General features: G+C 67.7%; 17 protein-coding genes. 8 read left to right on the top strand and 9 right to left on the bottom strand.

Translation table 11 applies throughout. The features are described from left to right. Both A3OK_RS0109515 and A3OK_RS0109510 read left to right on the top strand, forming a co-directional pair. Window positions 1–783: a VTT domain-containing protein gene (locus A3OK_RS0109515; protein ID WP_019904639.1), complete on the top strand. Its 783-nt coding sequence runs from the start codon at window positions 1–3 to the stop codon at window positions 781–783. 242 nt (window positions 784–1025) lie between these two features. Then, entirely contained in the window at window positions 1026–2486 is a 1461-nt protein-coding gene (locus A3OK_RS0109510; RefSeq protein ID WP_051092998.1) for a HAMP domain-containing sensor histidine kinase, read from the top strand. 3 nt (window positions 2487–2489) lie between these two features. Here A3OK_RS0109510 and bioB read toward each other — a convergent pair whose 3' ends face one another. The 3 genes from bioB to A3OK_RS0109495 all read right to left on the bottom strand — a co-directional run bounded on the left by bioB (window position 2490) and on the right by A3OK_RS0109495 (window position 5598). Then, window positions 2490–3509, bottom strand: a complete 1020-nt coding sequence (gene bioB / locus A3OK_RS0109505) for a biotin synthase BioB (protein ID WP_026597084.1) — start codon at window positions 3507–3509, stop codon at window positions 2490–2492. A gap of 90 nt (window positions 3510–3599) precedes the next feature. Beyond that, on the bottom strand, window positions 3600–4592 hold the full coding sequence (locus A3OK_RS0109500) for a DUF808 domain-containing protein (RefSeq protein ID WP_019904636.1): 993 nt from the start codon (window positions 4590–4592) through the stop codon (window positions 3600–3602). A gap of 121 nt (window positions 4593–4713) precedes the next feature. After that, window positions 4714–5598, bottom strand: coding sequence for a fumarylacetoacetate hydrolase family protein (locus tag A3OK_RS0109495; RefSeq protein ID WP_019904635.1), 885 nt, complete (start codon window positions 5596–5598; stop codon window positions 4714–4716). Between the two features lie 387 nt (window positions 5599–5985). On the opposite strand from A3OK_RS0109495, the gene A3OK_RS0109490 reads away from it, so the two are divergent. Next, complete coding sequence (locus tag A3OK_RS0109490) at window positions 5986–7308, top strand: porin (RefSeq protein WP_019904634.1); 1323 nt, start codon at window positions 5986–5988, stop codon at window positions 7306–7308. A gap of 4 nt (window positions 7309–7312) precedes the next feature. Here the strand turns inward: A3OK_RS0109490 and A3OK_RS0109485 are convergent, their stop codons facing one another. Beyond that, window positions 7313–7780 (bottom strand): GNAT family N-acetyltransferase, encoded by a 468-nt coding sequence (locus A3OK_RS0109485; protein ID WP_245259334.1) that lies wholly within the window; start codon window positions 7778–7780, stop codon window positions 7313–7315. Beyond that, entirely contained in the window at window positions 7777–9579 is a 1803-nt protein-coding gene (phaC, locus tag A3OK_RS0109480) for a class I poly(R)-hydroxyalkanoic acid synthase (protein WP_019904632.1), read from the bottom strand. The genes A3OK_RS0109485 and phaC overlap by 4 nt, the downstream gene beginning before the upstream one ends. A gap of 113 nt (window positions 9580–9692) precedes the next feature. On the opposite strand from phaC, the gene A3OK_RS0109475 reads away from it, so the two are divergent. The 3 genes from A3OK_RS0109475 (at window position 9693) to A3OK_RS0109465 (ending at window position 11762) form a co-directional block, all read left to right on the top strand. Beyond that, window positions 9693–10064 (top strand): hypothetical protein, encoded by a 372-nt coding sequence (locus A3OK_RS0109475; protein WP_019904631.1) that lies wholly within the window; start codon window positions 9693–9695, stop codon window positions 10062–10064. 135 nt (window positions 10065–10199) lie between these two features. After that, window positions 10200–11417, top strand: coding sequence for an LL-diaminopimelate aminotransferase (locus A3OK_RS0109470; protein ID WP_019904630.1), 1218 nt, complete (start codon window positions 10200–10202; stop codon window positions 11415–11417). 132 nt (window positions 11418–11549) lie between these two features. Beyond that, window positions 11550–11762, top strand: coding sequence for a hypothetical protein (locus tag A3OK_RS0109465; protein WP_019904629.1), 213 nt, complete (start codon window positions 11550–11552; stop codon window positions 11760–11762). Between the two features lie 99 nt (window positions 11763–11861). On the opposite strand, the gene A3OK_RS0109460 is transcribed toward A3OK_RS0109465, so the two are convergent. Further along, window positions 11862–12149 (bottom strand): hypothetical protein, encoded by a 288-nt coding sequence (locus tag A3OK_RS0109460; protein ID WP_019904628.1) that lies wholly within the window; start codon window positions 12147–12149, stop codon window positions 11862–11864. Window positions 12150–12378: 229 nt separating this feature from the next. Between A3OK_RS0109460 and A3OK_RS0109455 the strand changes: the two genes are divergently transcribed. Then, on the top strand, window positions 12379–12702 hold the full coding sequence (locus A3OK_RS0109455) for a hypothetical protein (protein ID WP_036302734.1): 324 nt from the start codon (window positions 12379–12381) through the stop codon (window positions 12700–12702). On the opposite strand, the gene A3OK_RS22625 is transcribed toward A3OK_RS0109455, so the two are convergent. Then, window positions 12661–13095, bottom strand: a complete 435-nt coding sequence (locus A3OK_RS22625; RefSeq protein ID WP_019904626.1) for a DUF2809 domain-containing protein — start codon at window positions 13093–13095, stop codon at window positions 12661–12663. The two genes, A3OK_RS0109455 and A3OK_RS22625, sit on opposite strands and share 42 nt — an antisense overlap. A gap of 168 nt (window positions 13096–13263) precedes the next feature. Between A3OK_RS22625 and prfB the strand changes: the two genes are divergently transcribed. Continuing rightward, a protein-coding gene (gene prfB, locus A3OK_RS0109445) for a peptide chain release factor 2 (RefSeq protein WP_155911988.1) occupies window positions 13264–14392 on the top strand; the annotation gives its coding sequence in 2 pieces (ribosomal slippage) (window positions 13264–13332 and window positions 13334–14392; 1128 coding nt in all). A 70-nt stretch (window positions 14393–14462) separates the two neighbouring features. Here prfB and A3OK_RS0109440 read toward each other — a convergent pair. Together A3OK_RS0109440 and A3OK_RS0109435 are read right to left on the bottom strand one after the other, a co-directional pair. Continuing rightward, the gene (locus tag A3OK_RS0109440; RefSeq protein ID WP_019904624.1) at window positions 14463–15725 is read right to left on the bottom strand and encodes a M23 family metallopeptidase; all 1263 of its coding nucleotides are present in this window, start codon (window positions 15723–15725) and stop codon (window positions 14463–14465) included. Window positions 15726–15841: 116 nt separating this feature from the next. Further along, on the bottom strand, window positions 15842–16309 hold the full coding sequence (locus A3OK_RS0109435; RefSeq protein WP_019904623.1) for a peroxiredoxin: 468 nt from the start codon (window positions 16307–16309) through the stop codon (window positions 15842–15844). Between the last annotated feature and the right edge of the window lie 109 nt (window positions 16310–16418).

Below are 16418 nucleotides of genomic sequence, written 5' to 3'. Positions count from 1 at the left end.
ATGACGCGCCCATCGCGCGGTTCCGTCCGCCGCGTCCTGCGGTGGCTGCCCGTTCTCGCGCTGATCGCGATCTCGCTGGGCGTCCTCGTCTCGGGCGCCTCGCATCTCCTCAGCCTCGACCGCCTGCTGTCCTATCGCGCCTGGCTGGTCGAGGCGGTGGCCCAGGACCGGCACCGCGCCATCGCGATCGCGGGACTGATCTATGTCGGCTGCGTGATCGTGTCGGTGCCGGCCTCGCTGGTGCTGACGATCCTGTGCGGTTTCCTGTTCGGCGTGACCACCGGCGCGGGCATCGCCCTCGTCTCGGCGACGACGGGGGCGGCCATCGTCTTCGTCATCGGCCGGGGGCCGGTCTCGGACCTCCTCCTGGCCCGCGCCGGGCCGCGTCTCGCCCGCCTCGCCGCGGGATTTCGCGACGACGCCTTCGGCTACATCCTCGTCCTGAGGCTGCTGCCGATCTTCCCCTTCTGGATGACGAACCTCGCCCCGGCGGCGTTCGGCGTGTCCTTGCGGATCTTCGTCACCGCCACCTTTCTCGGCCTGATGCCCGGCGCCTTCGTCTATGCCACGGCCGGATCGGCGATCGAGGATGTCGTCGCGGCCAACGAGGCGGCCAAGGCCGCCTGCCTCGCGAGCGGCGCCACGGCCTGCGACGAAGCCCTATCCCTGCGGTCGCTCGTCACCGTCAAGACGGTCGCCGGCCTCGGCAGCCTCGCCGCCTTCGCCCTTCTCTCGATCGGCCTCAGGCGCCGGTTCGCCCGCAGACGAGCCGGTGCGGCATGATCCCTGAAATCGGGTACTCGACGGGCGCGCGCCCGGAGCGTAACCGTCATGCGAGGTCGTCTTGTAGAACTGTTTTGCAAGACTGCCTTGCAAAACTGTCCCGGCGCGTATTCCTGCCGGGCATCGAGAGTGCGGAATGACGGTCGGGGCTCGGAGCCGCGCCGGAAAAACCGGGACGCGCGAAGAAGCCCGGGACCATGGATGATCGGGGACCCGTGATGGACGCGACGCCGCGCGCCGGCATGGAGGCGCCTATTGCCGTCCAGGCGGAGACGCGGAGGGGAATCGTCCGCCATCTCGGCCTGTCGGGCCGCCTGTTCCTCGTCACCATCGCCTTCGTCGCGCTGGTCGAAATCCTGATCTACGTGCCGACCGTGGCGAATTACCGGCGGATATGGCTGTCGGACCGCATCGCCGCCGCCCAGATCGCCGCCCTGGTCCTCGACGCTTCGCCCGACCAGCGCGTCTCGGAGGATCTCGCGCGGCATCTCCTGAAAGGCGTCGGCGCCAGGGCCATCGCGGTGCGCGGCGACGGGACACGCCGTCTCCTCGCGGTGGAGGCGATGCCCTCGGAAGTCTCGGGCCTCGTCGACCTGCGCTCGCACGATTGGGTCGCCTCCATCGGGGGGGCGTGGAACACCGTCTTCACCGAAAATACCGCGCCGATCCGGGTGGTCGGCCACGGGCGCGACGGGTTCGACCTCGTCGAGATCCTCATCGACGAAGCGCCCTTGCGCGAGGCGCTGATCGACTTCGCCGGCCGTCTGCTGCTGTCGTCGCTGGCGATCGCCGCGGCCGTCGCCGGCCTCGTCTTCCTGATGCTGCAGCGGATCATCGTGCGTCCGGTCCGGCGTCTCGCCCGCAACATCACGGAATTCGCGGACGATCCGCAGGGCAGCGACCGCATCATCACGCCCTCGCGCAGAACCGACGAGATCGGCCATGCGGAGGTGGCCCTTGCCCGCATGGAGAGCGCGCTCGCCAACGAGCTCCGCCAGAAGCGCCGTCTCGCCGAACTCGGCCTGTCGGTGAGCAAGATCAACCACGAACTGCGCAACCTGCTCACCACCGCGCAGCTCCTCGGCGACCGGCTCGAAACGGTGCCCGACCCGGCGGTCCAGCGCATCGCCCCCCGACTGCTCGCGACCCTCGGCCGGGCGATCCGCTTCTGCGAGGAGACGCTGGCCTATGGGAGGGCGACGGAGGCCGTGCCGCAGCGGCGGAAGGTGAGGCTCGCGCCGCTGCTCGACGAGCAATCCGACCTGTCCAGGCTCGACGATGCGTCACGGGTGACGATTCGCGTGGTCTGCGGGCGGGATCTCGAGGTGGAGGTCGATCCCGATCAGTTCTCGCGGGCACTCGCCAACATCGTGCGCAACGCCGTCCAGGCCCTGAGCGCGGACAGCACCCGGACGCCCGACCCGGTCATCGAGATCCGGGCCACGCGTCAGGGCCGGTTCGGGGCGGGACAGGTGACGGTCGTGATCTCGGATAACGGACCGGGACTTCCCGAACGGGCGAGGGCGAACCTGTTCTCGCCCTTCGAGGGGTCGATGCGGGCGGGCGGAACCGGACTCGGGCTGCCGATCGCCGCCGAGCTGATCCAGTTCCAGGGCGGCAGCCTCACCCTCGATCAGACGGAGGACGGGGAGGGCGCCCGCTTCCGGATCGTGATCCCGGACCGCGCGCCGTCCTCGCTCTGAGGTCTATTCCGCGGCGGCGAGGGTCAGCCCCGGCACGGTGATGCCGATGTCGCGGAGCAGTTCGGCGTCAGCATCGGTCTCGTTATTGGCCGTGGTGAGCAGGCGCTCGCCGTAGAAGATCGAGTTGGCGCCGGCCATAAAGCACAGGATCTGCGCTTCGCGAGTCAGGTCCTTGCGGCCGGCGCTGAGGCGCACGCGGGCCTTCGGCATCACGATCCGCGCCGTCGCGCACATGCGCACGAGATCGAGCGGGTCCACCGGCGGCCGATCTTCGAGGGGCGTGCCCTCCACGGCCACCAGCGCGTTGATCGGAACGCTCTCGGGATGGGGAGCGTGGGTGGCGAGCACCTGGAGCATCGCCGCGCGATCCTTCACGCCCTCGCCCATGCCGACGATGCCGCCGCAGCAGACGCCGATCCCGGCATCGCGCACGTTCTGCAGGGTGTTCAGGCGGTCTTCGTAGGTCCGCGTCGAGATGATGTCGCCGTAGAAGTCGGGGCCGGTATCGAGGTTGTGGTTGTAGGAGGTCAGCCCGGCCTCGGCGAGACGACCCGCCTGCGAGGGGGTGAGCATGCCGAGCGTGACGCAGGCCTCCATCCCGAGGCCACGGACACCGCGCACCATCGACAGGACGGCATCGAATTCCGGTCCGTCCTTGGGCTGGCGCCAGGCGGCGCCCATGCAGAAGCGGTGAGCGCCGGCGGCCTTCGCGGCAGCGGCTTCCTTCAGCACCGTGTCCACCGGCATCAGGCGCTCGCGCGGCAGGTCGGTGCCCTTGTGATGCGCCGATTGCGGGCAATAGGCGCAATCCTCGGGGCAGGCGCCGGTCTTGATCGACAGGAGGCTGGCGCGCTGGATGTCGGCCGGATCGTTATGGGCGCGATGGACCTGCGCCGCCCGGAACACGAGGTCGAGCAGCGGCAGGTCGTGGATCGCCTGGATCTCGGCCACGGTCCAATCGTGGCGGATCGCAGCGATCTCGGTCGCGGGGAAGGGGGCGAGGGCGGCCACGGTCTCGGTCATGGCCCCCATGAGGCGAATCTCGCCGGGAAAATCAAGCCGGGCCGCTGCATGCCCGGTCGGTTTCCGCTTCAGGGGAGGGGTTCAGGCGGCTCACGCCGTCTTGCTGCGCAGCCCCGACAGGCCCGACCAGACCGGCGCGATGAGATAGCTGGCGATGGGTATGAGTGCTGCGCCGACCACGAGGCCGACGAGGCCCGACCCTGCCGCCGTCACCACCCATTCGAGGATGGATCCGATCGGCGGGACGAGCTTCGCGGTGGCCGCGGCGGCCTCATGGATCGCGTGCGCCACCTGGGGCAGGCCGTAGCCTTCGAGTCCATGGACGAGAATGCCGCCGCCGACCCAGATCATCGCCGCCGTCCCGACGATGGCGAGAAGCTGCAGGAAGACCGGCATCCCCTTGACCAGGGCACGGCCGAAGCCGCGGATCGCGCTGCCGAACACGGAGGCGGAGGCGTTCTTCGCCATCGCGACCCCGGCATCGTCCGCCTTCACGATGAGCGCGACGCCGCCATAGACGAAGACGGTGATGCCGATGGCGACGACCGCGAGGACGATGGCCTTCGTCCAGATGCTGCCCTCGGGCAGGGAAGCCAGGGAGATCGCCATGATCTCGGCCGACAGGATGAAATCCGTCTTGATCGCGCTGGAGACCTTGCGCGCCTCCAGCGCCTGCCCGTCACCGGCATCGGCGTCGAGCTTGGCCTCGTGCGCATGAGCCTGATGCGGGAACAGCGCCTCGTAGACCTTCTCGGTCCCCTCGTAGCAGAGATAGGCACCGCCGAGCATCAGCAGGGGGGTGATCGCCCAGGGGGCGAAGGCCTGGAGCAGGAGCGCCGCCGGCAGCAGGAAGAACATCTTGTTGCGCAGCGAACCGATGGCGATCTTGGCCACGATCGGCAATTCGCGCTCGGCCGCGAAGCCCACGACATAGCGCGGCGTTACGGCGGCATCGTCGATGACGACGCCCGCCGCCTTCGCGCCGGCCTTGGCGGCTTGCCCGGCGACGTCGTCGAGGGACGCGGCCGCGACCTTGGCGAGCCCCGCGATGTCATCGAGGAGGGCGATCAGTCCGATGCTCAAGGGGAGGTCCTTCCAACTGCCTGGGCTCGGCCACGCGACGCAGTTTACCTGCCAACCCGTCCGCCAAGCCGGCTACAGCAGATAGAGACGAACGAGCGGGGATTTCGATCCCCGACTCATCTCAATGAGTCGGTTCGCCGGCAGCGACCTTCGCCGTCCAGTCGTCGAAGGCGACGATCTCCTGGCGCTGCTCGCCGAGGCCGGAGATGCCGAGGGTCATCACGTCGCCGCTCTTGAGGAAGCGCGGGGGCTTGCGGGCCATACCCACTCCGGGAGGGGTGCCGGTGGTGATCACGTCGCCCGGCTCCAGCATCATGAAATGCGAGAGATAGGCGACGATCTGGGCGACGCCGAAGATCATCGTCGAGGTCGAGCCGGCCTGCATCCGCTCACCATTCACGTCGAGCCAGAGGTCGAGGCCGGCCGGGTCGGGGATCTCGTCCAGCGTCACCAGCCAGGGGCCGAGCGGACCGAAGGTCGGGCAGCCCTTGCCCTTGGTCCAGGTGCCGCCGCGCTCGAGCTGGTATTCGCGCTCGGAGACGTCGTTGCAGAGGCACAGGCCGGCCACGTAGGACAGGGCCTCGTTGGCGTGGACATAGGATGCGCGCGCGCCGATGACGATGGCGAGTTCCACCTCCCAATCCGTCTTGGCCGACCCCTTCGGCAGGATCACCCGGTCGTTGGGGCCGGAGATGCAGGACGGCGCCTTGTTGAACACGATCGGCTCGGCCGGGATGTCGGCCCCGATCTCCGCCGCGTGGTCGGAATAGTTCAGCCCGATCGCGATGAAGTTGCGCGTGCCGCCGACACAGGGGCCGAGGCGCGTCTCCGGCTTCAGCAGCGGCAACGTCTCGGGATCGATGGCGCGCAGGCGCTCGAGCGAGGTCGTGGCGAGGGTCGCCCCAGAAATATCGCGCACGACGCCCGACAGGTCCCGCAATCCGCCCTGCGCGTCGATCAAGCCGGGCTTCTCGTCGCCCACATCTCCGTGACGCACCAGTTTCATCGGCTCTCGCTCCGCTTCGATCAGTTCGTTGGCAGAGACATCGGTCCCTCCACCCTCCCTGGCAAGGTGTCGAGGCCAGACAGGGCCATGTTGCATAATTCAGACAGGCCGGGGCAAAGCCGCCGGAACACGCATTTTCCTGCCGGTCCGCCACTAGGCAAAACAGATAGTTTAGATGTGAACCATTCTTTCCGATGCGTCTCGGCGACAGATGACGACAATCCTTCTCGCTGCTGCTGAAGTATATCGTGGTTTACGAATTGTTTAACACTTCGCTACGCATGGATTGCCTAGATCGGGCAAGAACGGCACTCTTCTGCACAAGATGCAGGCCGGGGATCACGCCACGGTACAACCGAGCATCACAGCAAGGGTCGGGAGCAGGACATGACGACGACGATTCGCGGCACGGCCCTGGCGGGTATCTCTGCCGCTGTCCTGACTTTGACGGCGGGTGGAGCCTTTGCCGGCGCGTTCGGCATTCGCGAGCAGAGCACGCTGGCCCAAGGTGAAGCCTTCGCCGGTGCCGCCTCTGGTTCCGGCGGCGTCTCGTCGATGTTCTGGAACCCGGCCACGATCACGATGAATCCGGGCTGGGTGAGCGAGCAGAACCTCACCTTCATCAACCTCTCGTCGAAGATCACCCCGACGGATGGCACCAACCCGGCCTTCGCGGGTCTCGGCGGCAGCGGCGAGATCGGCCAGGGCGCCGTGATTCCGTCCGGCGCCACCTCCTATCAGGTCAACGACCGGCTCTGGATCGGCATCCAGACCGGCGCGCCCTTCGGCCTCGTGACGAAGCCGCGCGATAACTGGGCCGGCGAGGTCTACGGCCGGTCGAGCCGCATCTTCTCCCTCTCGATCAACCCGACCGTCGGTTTCAAGGTCAACGAGTGGCTCTCGATCGCCGCCGGCCCGAACATCGAGTATTTCCGACTGACCCTGCGCCAGGCCCTGCCGATCTCGGCGAACCTCCTGGCCCTTCCCAACGCATCGCTGAAGGGCGAATCCTGGGGCGTCGGCTTCACCGCCGGCGTGCTCGTCACCCCCTGGGCCGGCACGGCTCTCGGCGTCGGTTATCGCTCCTCGGTGCATCACGACATCGAGGGCGCCTTCGCGCTGCCGGCACCGGTCTCCTTCCTCAGTCAGCAGGTCACGGCCAACCTCAACACGCCGGAGAAACTCAGCGTCGGCCTGACCCAGGCCGTCAGCCCGGTCGCCCGCATGAGCCTCGGTTTCGAGTGGGACAATTGGTCGAGGCTCGGAACCATCGGCGTCGTCGGCCGCACCACCGGCGGCATCGCGACCACGCTGCCCCTGAACTACAAGGACGGCTACACCTATTCCGTCGGCGGCGAATACGATTGGTCGCCCGCCCTGACCGTCCGGGCCGGCGTCGCCTACGAGCAGTCGCCGATCGATTTCTCGAACCGGTCGGTGCGGCTGCCCGATAGCGACCGCTTCAACGTCTCGGTCGGCGGCAGCTACCGCTGGAACGAGAAGCTGACCCTGAACATCGCCTATTCCCACCTGTTCCTCGTCGGCGATTCGAAGCTCCTCGCCGGTCCGGGTCGCGACTACAATGTCGGCAACATCGCCCTCGCCGCCGAGACGAGCGGCAGCGCGGACATCGTCTCCGTCGGCTTCCGCTACGTCTTCGGCGCCCCGGCGGCGCCGATCGCTCCCGCGCCGCTGGTTCGGAAGTTCTGAACGATCAGCGTGCCGCGTCCGACTTCGCGGCGAGCCGCTTCATGAAGAAGATGCGGTCGTGTCCCGGTGGATAATCCGGGATGCGGCCGCATTCTTCGTAACCGAGCCTTCGATAGAAATCGGGGGCCTGAAACGTCCAGGTATCGAGCCAGATGCCGGACAGGCCGCGGGCGAGGGCTTCCGCCTCGGCCATCGCCATGATGCGGCGCCCCAGGCCGTGGCCGCGTGCCTCTCCCAGCGCGAGCAGTTCCACGAACAGGAAACCGTAGCCGGTGCGTCCCCACAGGCCGCCGACGATCTCGTCTCGCGCATCACGGACGGTGACGGCGAGAAGCCCCCATTCGCCCGGCCCCGCCGCCGCTTCGTTATGAGCGACCAGGGGCGCCAGGATCGCCTCCCGGTGGGAGGCATCCGGCTGCGGCTCCATCCGCAGACTCCATCCGGCGCCACCGGACTTTGGTGCGTCGGTCACGCCTTCATGCGGACATAGGTTCCGGGCGCCGGCCCGAGGGAGGGAAGACCGCCTTCTCCGGGAATGCGGGCGGGCACGCGGGCGGGGGCCTGCTGCTCCAGCCATTCGAACCAGTAGGGCCACCACGACCCCTTGTGCTCGGTCGCCGCCGAGATCCAGTCCTCCAGGCGCCCCTTGGCCTGGCCGCCGGTCCAGAACCCGTATTTGGGCTTGGCGGGCGGGTTGACCACGCCGGCGATGTGACCTGACCCGGCCAGCACGTAATCGACCTTGCCGCCAAATTTCGAGGACCCTTCGAACACCGAGATGGCCGGGGCGATGTGGTCCTCGCGGGCGGCGAGGTTGAAGATCGGCACCTTCACCTTCTTCAGGTCCAGGCGGACGTTGCCGAGGATCATCCGACCCTGCGCGAGGGTGTTATCGAGGTAGCAGTTGCGCAGGTAGAAGGAATGGTTCGCGGCCGGCATGCGCGTGGCGTCGGCGTTCCAGTAGAGCAGGTCGAAGGCCGAGGGCGTCTGCCCCTTCACGTAGTTGTTGACTACGTATGACCAGATCAGGTCGTTGGGACGCAGCATGTTGAAGGCGGTCGCCATGCCGGAGCCTTCGAGGTAGCCGCGCTTCTTCATGCGCGCCTCGATTCCGCGGATCTGCTCCTCGTCGGCGAACACCTTGAGGTCGCCGGCATGGGTGAAATCCACCTGCGTCGTCAGGAAGGTGGCGCTCTTGATGCGCTTGTTGCCGGTGGCCGCCTGCATCGCCAGAGTCACCGCGAGGAGCGTACCGCCGACGCAATAGCCCGCCGCCGCGACGTCGTTCTCCCCGGTGGCGGCGGCGATCGCGTCGATGGCCTCCTCGATGCCCTCGCGCATGTAGCTCTCGAAATCCTTCTCGGCATGGCGCTCGTCGGGATTGACCCACGAGATGCAGAACACCGTCAGGCCCTGGGACACCATCCAGCCGATCAGGCTTTTGGCCGGGTTGAGATCGAGGATGTAGAACTTGTTGATCCAGGGCGGCACGATCAGGAACGGCCGCTTGAGCACCGTCTCCGTGGTCGGCGAATACTGGATGAGCTCCATCAGGTCGTTGCGGAACACCACCTCGCCGGGGGTGACCGCGACGTTGACCCCGACCTCGAAGCCGGACGGGTCGGTCTGGCGGACGCGCAGCTGCCCCTTACCGGCCTCGATGTCCTCGGCCAGCATCTTCATGCCGCGCACGAGGTTGGCGCCGTTCTCCTGCAGCGTGTGCCGGATCAGTTCGGGATTGGTCATCACGAAGTTGGAGGGCGAGAGCGCGCCGACGATCTGCCGGAGGTAGAACTGCGCCTTGTGGCGGGTGTGCTCGTCGATCCCCTCGGCCTCGTCGACCAGATCCTCCGCCCAGCGCGAGGTGATGAGGTAGCTCTGCTTGATGAAATCGAAGATCGGGTTGGTGGACCATTCCGCGTGCTTGAAGCGGTTGTCCTTCGGCTCGGGCAGCGCCACGGGAGAGGCTTCCTCGCCCTGGAGACGATGCCAGGTCGAGCCCCAGAGGGTGATGAACGATTCGCTCAGCTTCTTCTGGGCTTCGAGCGTCTTCTGCGGGTCGACCATCCAGCGCTCGACGACGGTGCCGAGGGTCTTGACGACGTCGTTGACCTCTTCCGGGGGCTTGGCCAATTCGGGATCGAGCGGATCGGCTTGGCTGATCGGCTTCATATAGGCACTGGCGGTCCGGCCGAATTCCTCGATCAGCAACGACGCGTTGCGTGATAAAGCGTCGATATTGGGAAGCGGCGTCGTCCTGTCGGTCGTCACGCGTCTGTTTCCCCTCAATCCTCGGGACGATCCGGTCGAACCGTCCTCGTTCCCGACAAATTAACGCGGCGCCTCGACTTTGCGCCAGGGCGCGGCTTACGTTTCGGGGCAATATGTCAGAGCCTTCATCACAGAATCGAACATGGCGCGGCTCCGTTCCGCGTCTGGCCCTCGTCCTCGTCGGCCTCGGCGCCGTGGGCGGCTGCTCGAGCGACCTCAATCCGATGCGCGACGCCTATGCGCTGGCCGGGGGAGGGCAGAAGGATCTGAAGGCGCCCGGCTTCGTGACAGAAACCCGCAAGCCCGATGCGGATTACCTGCCGGTCGGCGTCGCGGCGCCCGCCCGATCCATCCGCGCCCGCACCGCCGAAGGGACCAAGGCCCTCGAGAACGACCTGATGGGCGCACGCGGGCAGAACGAGGCGAAGGGCCGGGCCGCCGAGAGCGCCGCGCGCGCCACCGGCCAGACCCCGCCGGCACAATGAAGCCGACCGGACGCCACGCGCACAAAAACGGTCGGTTCTCGGCGATCGTGATGGTAGACAGGACGACCACGTCAGAGTGATGACAGTTTTGAACGCGCGAATCATGCGATTGGCGCATCGGACCCCGTGAAGCCCATGACCGATTTTCACCGCATTAAGCGCCTGCCCCCGTACGTGTTCGAGCAGGTCAACCGGATCAAGGCCCAGGCACGGGCCAATGGCGCCGATATCATCGATCTCGGCATGGGCAATCCCGACCTCGACGCGCCGCGTCACGTGATCGCCAAGCTGGTGGAGACGGCGGGCCGCCCGCGCACCGACCGTTACTCCTCCTCGAAGGGCATCGCCGGCCTGCGCCGGGCGCAGGCGAACTACTACAAGCGCCGCTTCGGCGTGAGCCTGAACCCCGACACGCAGGTCGTGGCGACGCTGGGCTCGAAGGAAGGCTTCGCCAACATGGCGCAGGCGATCACCGCGCCGGGCGACGTGGTGCTGGTGCCGAACCCGAGCTACCCGATCCACGCCTTCGGCTTCCTGATGGCGGGCGGCGTCATCCGCTCCGTCCCGGCCGAGCCGACGCCGGCCTTCTTCCCGGCGGTGGAGAAGGCGATGCAGCACTCGATCCCCAAGCCCGTAGCGATCGTGGTCTGCTATCCCTCGAACCCGACGGCCTATGTGGCGAGCCTCGATTTCTACCGGGACCTCGTCGCTTTCGCCAAGCGCCACGAGATCATCATCCTGTCGGATCTCGCCTATGCCGAGGTCTATTTCGACGGCGAGCCGCCGCCCTCCGTGCTGGAGGTGCCGGGTGCCATCGACTGCACGGTGGAGTTCACCTCGCTCTCCAAGACCTTCTCCATGGCCGGCTGGCGCATGGGCTTCGCGGTCGGCAACGAGCGCCTGCTCGCCGCACTCACCCGCGTGAAATCCTACCTCGATTACGGCGCCTTCACGCCGATCCAGGTCGCGGCCACCGCCGCCCTCAACGGGCCGGAGGATTGCATCGTCGAGATGCGCTCGATCTACAAGAAGCGCCGCGACGCGCTGATCGAATCGTTCGACAAGACCGGCTGGAAGATCCCGAGCCCCTCGGCCTCGATGTTCGCCTGGGTTCCGATCCCGGAGAAGTACCAGAGCCTCGGCAGCCTGGAATTCTCCAAGCTCCTCCTCGAAAAGTCCGACGTGGCGGTGGCGCCGGGCATCGGCTTCGGCGAGCACGGCGACAATTACGTCCGCATCGCCCTGGTCGAGAACGAGCAGCGCATCCGCCAGGCCGCGCGCAACATCCGCCGCTTCTTCGAGACCTCGGACCGCACGCTCCACAACGTCGTGCCGCTGACGAAGACGGCCTGAGGCGGGGCACCGGGCTGATGTTGCGGTGGGGAGACAGCCGCCACCAAAGCGGCCGTCGTCCATCCGTTGTACTTGTCACGCGCCCCGCAGGTCAGCAGGGTCACGGACATGTCGTCTGTCACCGAGGATCGTATGCGCGGATTGAGCCTGACCGTCGCGCTGCTGCTGGCCGGATCGGCCGGTGCCTGCGCGCCGAACCCGATCGTCGCGCGCGATCCCGTTCCCGCGCCCGAGCCCGGCCTCAGCTATGTCTGCGACTCGCAGCCGCTCGTCCTGAACGCGGTCCGCACCAGCTGCGAGCCGGTGCATCGCGAGCCGCGCGCCATCCTCCGCGCCAAGGGTTGAGCCCACTCGCAGGGTTTAGCGGGAATGGCATCGACACCATGAAAAAAGGCCGGAGAGTTTCTCCGGCCTTTTCCTATTGTCGAACGGTGAGTCGTGGACTTAGCGCGGGGCCGGGGTGACCGGCCGCGGGGCGGCGCTCGGGTCATTGGTCGTCATGCCGGGATTGGCAGGCACGGCATTGCCGGGTGCCATGCGGGCGCCGGGTGCGGTCGCGGTTCCGGTCGTGGCGGGTCCCGTCTCCAGGCTGTCACCCTTGCCGACCACACCAGACTTGGAGCCGGCGGCGTTCGTGCCGTGGCTCTCGGGCATTCCGGCCTGGGCGAAGGCGGCACCGGAGAGGCCGAGAACGACGGCGGCAGCGGCGGCGGACATCTTGATGGCGGTCACGTCAGGCTCCTTGCTGATTGCGCGTGTTGGGTGCGCTTGGGAGATTAACGCGGACAATCCGGGCCGGTTGCCGATTTCGTGAAGCCGGTCGCCCGTCTCGCCCCAGGGCGCGGCTCCCGAAAAAGTTGAGACTTGGCGCGGCGAGGACACGGACAGGCAAGGTATGGTCGGGCATGGTAGAGGCATGAGCGGCTGCGGCCGCGTGCCTTCATCCGCGACGGAGCGACCCGTGCAGCAGCTTTCGACATTCGTCCTCGCCGCAGGCGTGATCGGCCTCGGCCTGTCCGTCGCCACCGGTGCCGTCGCACAGACCACCTATTCGGGGGCGACCGGCCCCTACATCCTGCCGACGGACAGGGCGACGGGCCGTCCCGTCCCCGACGATGTGCGCGCGATCCCGGTGCCGAGCGTGATGAATGGCGGAGGGTTCGGCCTCACGGGCAACAGCTATTACGAGGACTCACCGTCGGAAGGTCCGCTGAACGGACGTCGCCGCCCGCACGAGTACGTCCTAGCTCCGGCCCGTGTCGCGCCCCCCGCCTACGGTCGCTGACTGCGTTTCTCGCTCGCCCCTGAGGCTGGCCAACCGATCGGCGAGTGCCGCTGCGGCGAGGCCCGCCGCGTAGGCGACGAGGTTCCACGGCGAGAAGATCCTCCCGAGCAGGAGGGCGCCGGGAAGCGTCAATCGGAAGGCGTCGAGCCAGGGCGTGTGCACGAGGCGGGACAGCTCCACCACCAGGGCGATCGCTCCGGCGACGAGGACGGTCCCCCGCAAGCGCCCCATCGGCGCAAGGACCGCCACCAGCCCGTAGACCATCGCCGCCCACAGGGCCGAGCCGCCATATTTGACGATCCCCATCGGCAGCCCGAGGGGAACGAAGCGGAGGGTGAGCCCCGCGCCGATGACGGCGAGGCTCGCGGCGAGGTAGATCGCTCGTGCCCGCATGCGGCGGGGTGGTCCGGATCGGATATCGGGCGCCATGCGGGTCGCGCGTCTCGGGTTGCGAAGGGACGGGAAGGCGGAAGCCGCCGTTTACACCGGGCGGGCGTCTCGGTATCACCCGCGCTCGCACACCGTACCCTCATACCTTCGCACCACGGGCCGAAACACCAGATGCGCGCCGAGATCGAACAACTCTCGGATGCCGCCAAGCAGTCGATCGGACTGCTGAGGAGGCATCTTTGACTGGGATACCGTCGAGAAACGCCTCGCGGAGCTGAATGCGGCTTCCGAGGACCCCGACCTCTGGAACGATGCAGAGGCCGCGCAGAAGGTCATGCGCGAGCGCGGCGCCCTGGAAGATGCCGCGGGCGCGATTAGGAAGCTGTCTCAGGATCTCGACGACGCCGCGACGCTGATCGAACTCGGCGAGATGGAGAGCGACCAGGACACCATTCTCGAAGGCGAGAACGGGGTTCGGGCCGTCGAGAAGGAGGCCGCGCGCCGCCAGATCGAGACCCTCCTCTCCGGCGAGGCCGATGGGCTCGACACCTATGTCGAGGTTCATGCCGGTGCCGGCGGCACCGAGAGCCAGGACTGGGCCAACATGCTCCAGCGCATGTACGGTCGCTGGGCCGAGCGCCGGAAGTACAAGGTCGACATCGTCGAATGGTCGGATGGCGACGAGGCCGGGATCAAGGGCGCCACGCTCATGGTCAAGGGCCACAACGCCTATGGCTGGCTCAAGACCGAATCCGGCGTCCACCGCCTCGTGCGGATCTCGCCCTACGATTCCAGCGCGCGCAGGCACACCAGCTTCGCCAGCGTCAGGGTCTATCCGGTGATCGATGACCGCATCGTCATCGAGATCAAGGAATCGGACTGCCGCATCGACACCTATCGCTCGTCGGGCGCCGGCGGCCAGCACGTGAACACTACGGATTCGGCGGTGCGCATCACCCACAACCCCACCGGGATCGTGGTGGCGTGCCAGCAGGAGCGGTCCCAGCACAAGAACCGGGCGACCGCCTGGAACATGCTGCGCGCCCGGATGTACGAGGCCGAGCTCAAGAAGCGCGAAGAGAAGGCCAATGCCGAGAACGCGGCCAAGACCGATATCGGTTGGGGCCACCAGATCCGGTCCTACGTGCTGCAGCCGTATCAGCTGGTGAAGGACCTGCGCACCGGTACCCAGTCCACGGACCCGGACGAGGTGCTGGACGGGGCGCTCGACCCGTTCATGGAAGCGTCCCTGGCCCAGCGCGTCTATGGCGGCGCCGGCGAGGTCGAGGATCTCGACTGAGCGTCACCGAGGGGCGACGGCATCGCCGGGCCATCGAGGCCGTCCGGATTCAATGCGGGGGCGCGCCCTCCTACCGGGCGGCGAGAAGCCGGGCATCGGCTCCGCTGAGCACGCGCAGGAAGCGCTGCGGGTCCACCGGCTCGCCGTCGATCCGGGTCTCGTAATGCAGGTGGGTTCCCGTCGAACGGCCGGTCGAACCGACCCGGCCGATGGGCGCTCCGGCATCGACCCATTGGCCCGTGCCGACCGACACGGAGGAGAGATGGGCGTAGCGGGTGGCGAGCCCGTTGCCGTGATCGACCTCGACCATGTTGCCGTAGCCGCCATTGTAATCCGCGATCGTGACCCGGCCGGCCGCCGTGACGCGGGCGACCTCGCCGAACTCGGCCTTCATGTCGAGGCCGGTATGCATGGCGAGCCCGCGCGTGAGCGGATCGAGGCGGGGTCCGAAGCTGCTCGACAGGGTGTAATCGCCGGATAGCGGCCGCCGCACGGGCAGGGCCGAGGCGATCCGGCGAAGGCGCTCTTCCTCGCCCAGCGCCCGCTGGACCTGTCCGACCGCGATGCCGAACGGATCGGTGGCGAGCGGCACCAGCGGTCCGCCGATTCCCGCCTCGCGCTGGCGCTCGAAACGCTGCGGATCGAGCCCGACCCGGATGACGATGTCGCGCAGGCGCTGCGAGCCGCGGATCGCGCGCACGCCCAACCCGTCGAGGGTCCGGATCTGGTCGGCGCCCAGAGAATCGACCCGCCGCTCGAGTCCGGCCAGAACCTGCTCGGCCTCGCGCATGGACTGGCGGCCGGGATCGGCGATGCCGTCGCTGTCGCGTGAGCGCAGCTCGAGGGCATCGGGCGTGGGGAACGGCTTCGGCATCGGCTTTATGAAGGGCTTGGCGGCCGGCTTTTCCGGGCTCGCATAGCCGAGCGCGCCGGTCTCGGCGGGATAATCCCCCTCGAACGGGCCGGCCGCCGCGACCGGGCGCCCCGCCTCGGTCGCCAGGAGCGAGAGCTGGGCCTGCCGCTTCTCCATCGCCGCCTGCCGCTGGGAGAGGTCGGCGACCCGTGCCGTCACGCCCTCGCGCGTGGCGAGATGCTCCATCGCGGCCCGGTCGAGCTGCAGCCTGAGGGCGCCGATCCGCTCCTCGTAGCCGTATTGCAGGGCGCTCTGCTGGGACACGAAGCGGGCCAGCACCTCGTCGTGGAACACGAGGTACCAGGTGGCCGCGCCGGCCCAGAGCGTGGCGAGCGCGAAGCCGCAGGCGAGCGCCGGGACCATGCGACGTCCGGCACCCGGCAGGCGCATCCCTCCGGCGAAGGGCAACGAAAGGCGCATTCACAACCCCGATCCAATTCGCACCATTGGAGGGGAACAGGGTTAACGAAGCGCAAAGTCGACGCTACGCGGACTCACCATACGCCTTGATGAGCCCTGCCGATGAGGGACGATGTTCAGGCGAGGGCGCGGGCCGCCGCCAGCACCTCGTCGGCATGGCCCGGCACCTTCACCTTCGGCCAGATGCGGGCGATCCGGCCCTGCCCGTCGATCAGCACGGTGGTGCGCTCCACCCCCATGTATTTCCGGCCGTACATGCTCTTCTCCACCCACACGCCGTAGGCTTCGAGCATGGCCTTGCTCTCGTCGGAAGCCAGCGGAAAGGTCAGGCCGTATTTCGAGCGGAACTTGTCGTGGCTCTTCACCGAATCCGGCGAGACGCCCACCACGACGGCGCCCGCATCCCCGAAGGCCTCGCCCAGCGCGTTGAATCCTTGCGCCTCCAGCGTGCATCCGCTGGTGTCGTCCTTGGGGTAGAAGTAGAGGACGACCTTGCGACCCTTGAGCGCGTCGAGGCTGATCTCCTCACCGCCCGCACCCGGCAATGTGAACGCGGGAGCCTGATCTCCGGTGTCGAGAGGCATGATGCCTTCCTTTCGGCCGATTGATAGTGTGCCACAAGCGGCATTGATCGAGGGGTGTATGGCAACCCTCGGCTGAGGACCGACAGATTGCCGGGTCAAGGCAACCCCG

Source organism: Methylobacterium sp. 77 (assembly GCF_000372825.1).
Lineage (GTDB): Bacteria > Pseudomonadota > Alphaproteobacteria > Rhizobiales > Beijerinckiaceae > Methylobacterium.
This window is presented reverse-complemented; position numbering and strand designations above follow the sequence as displayed.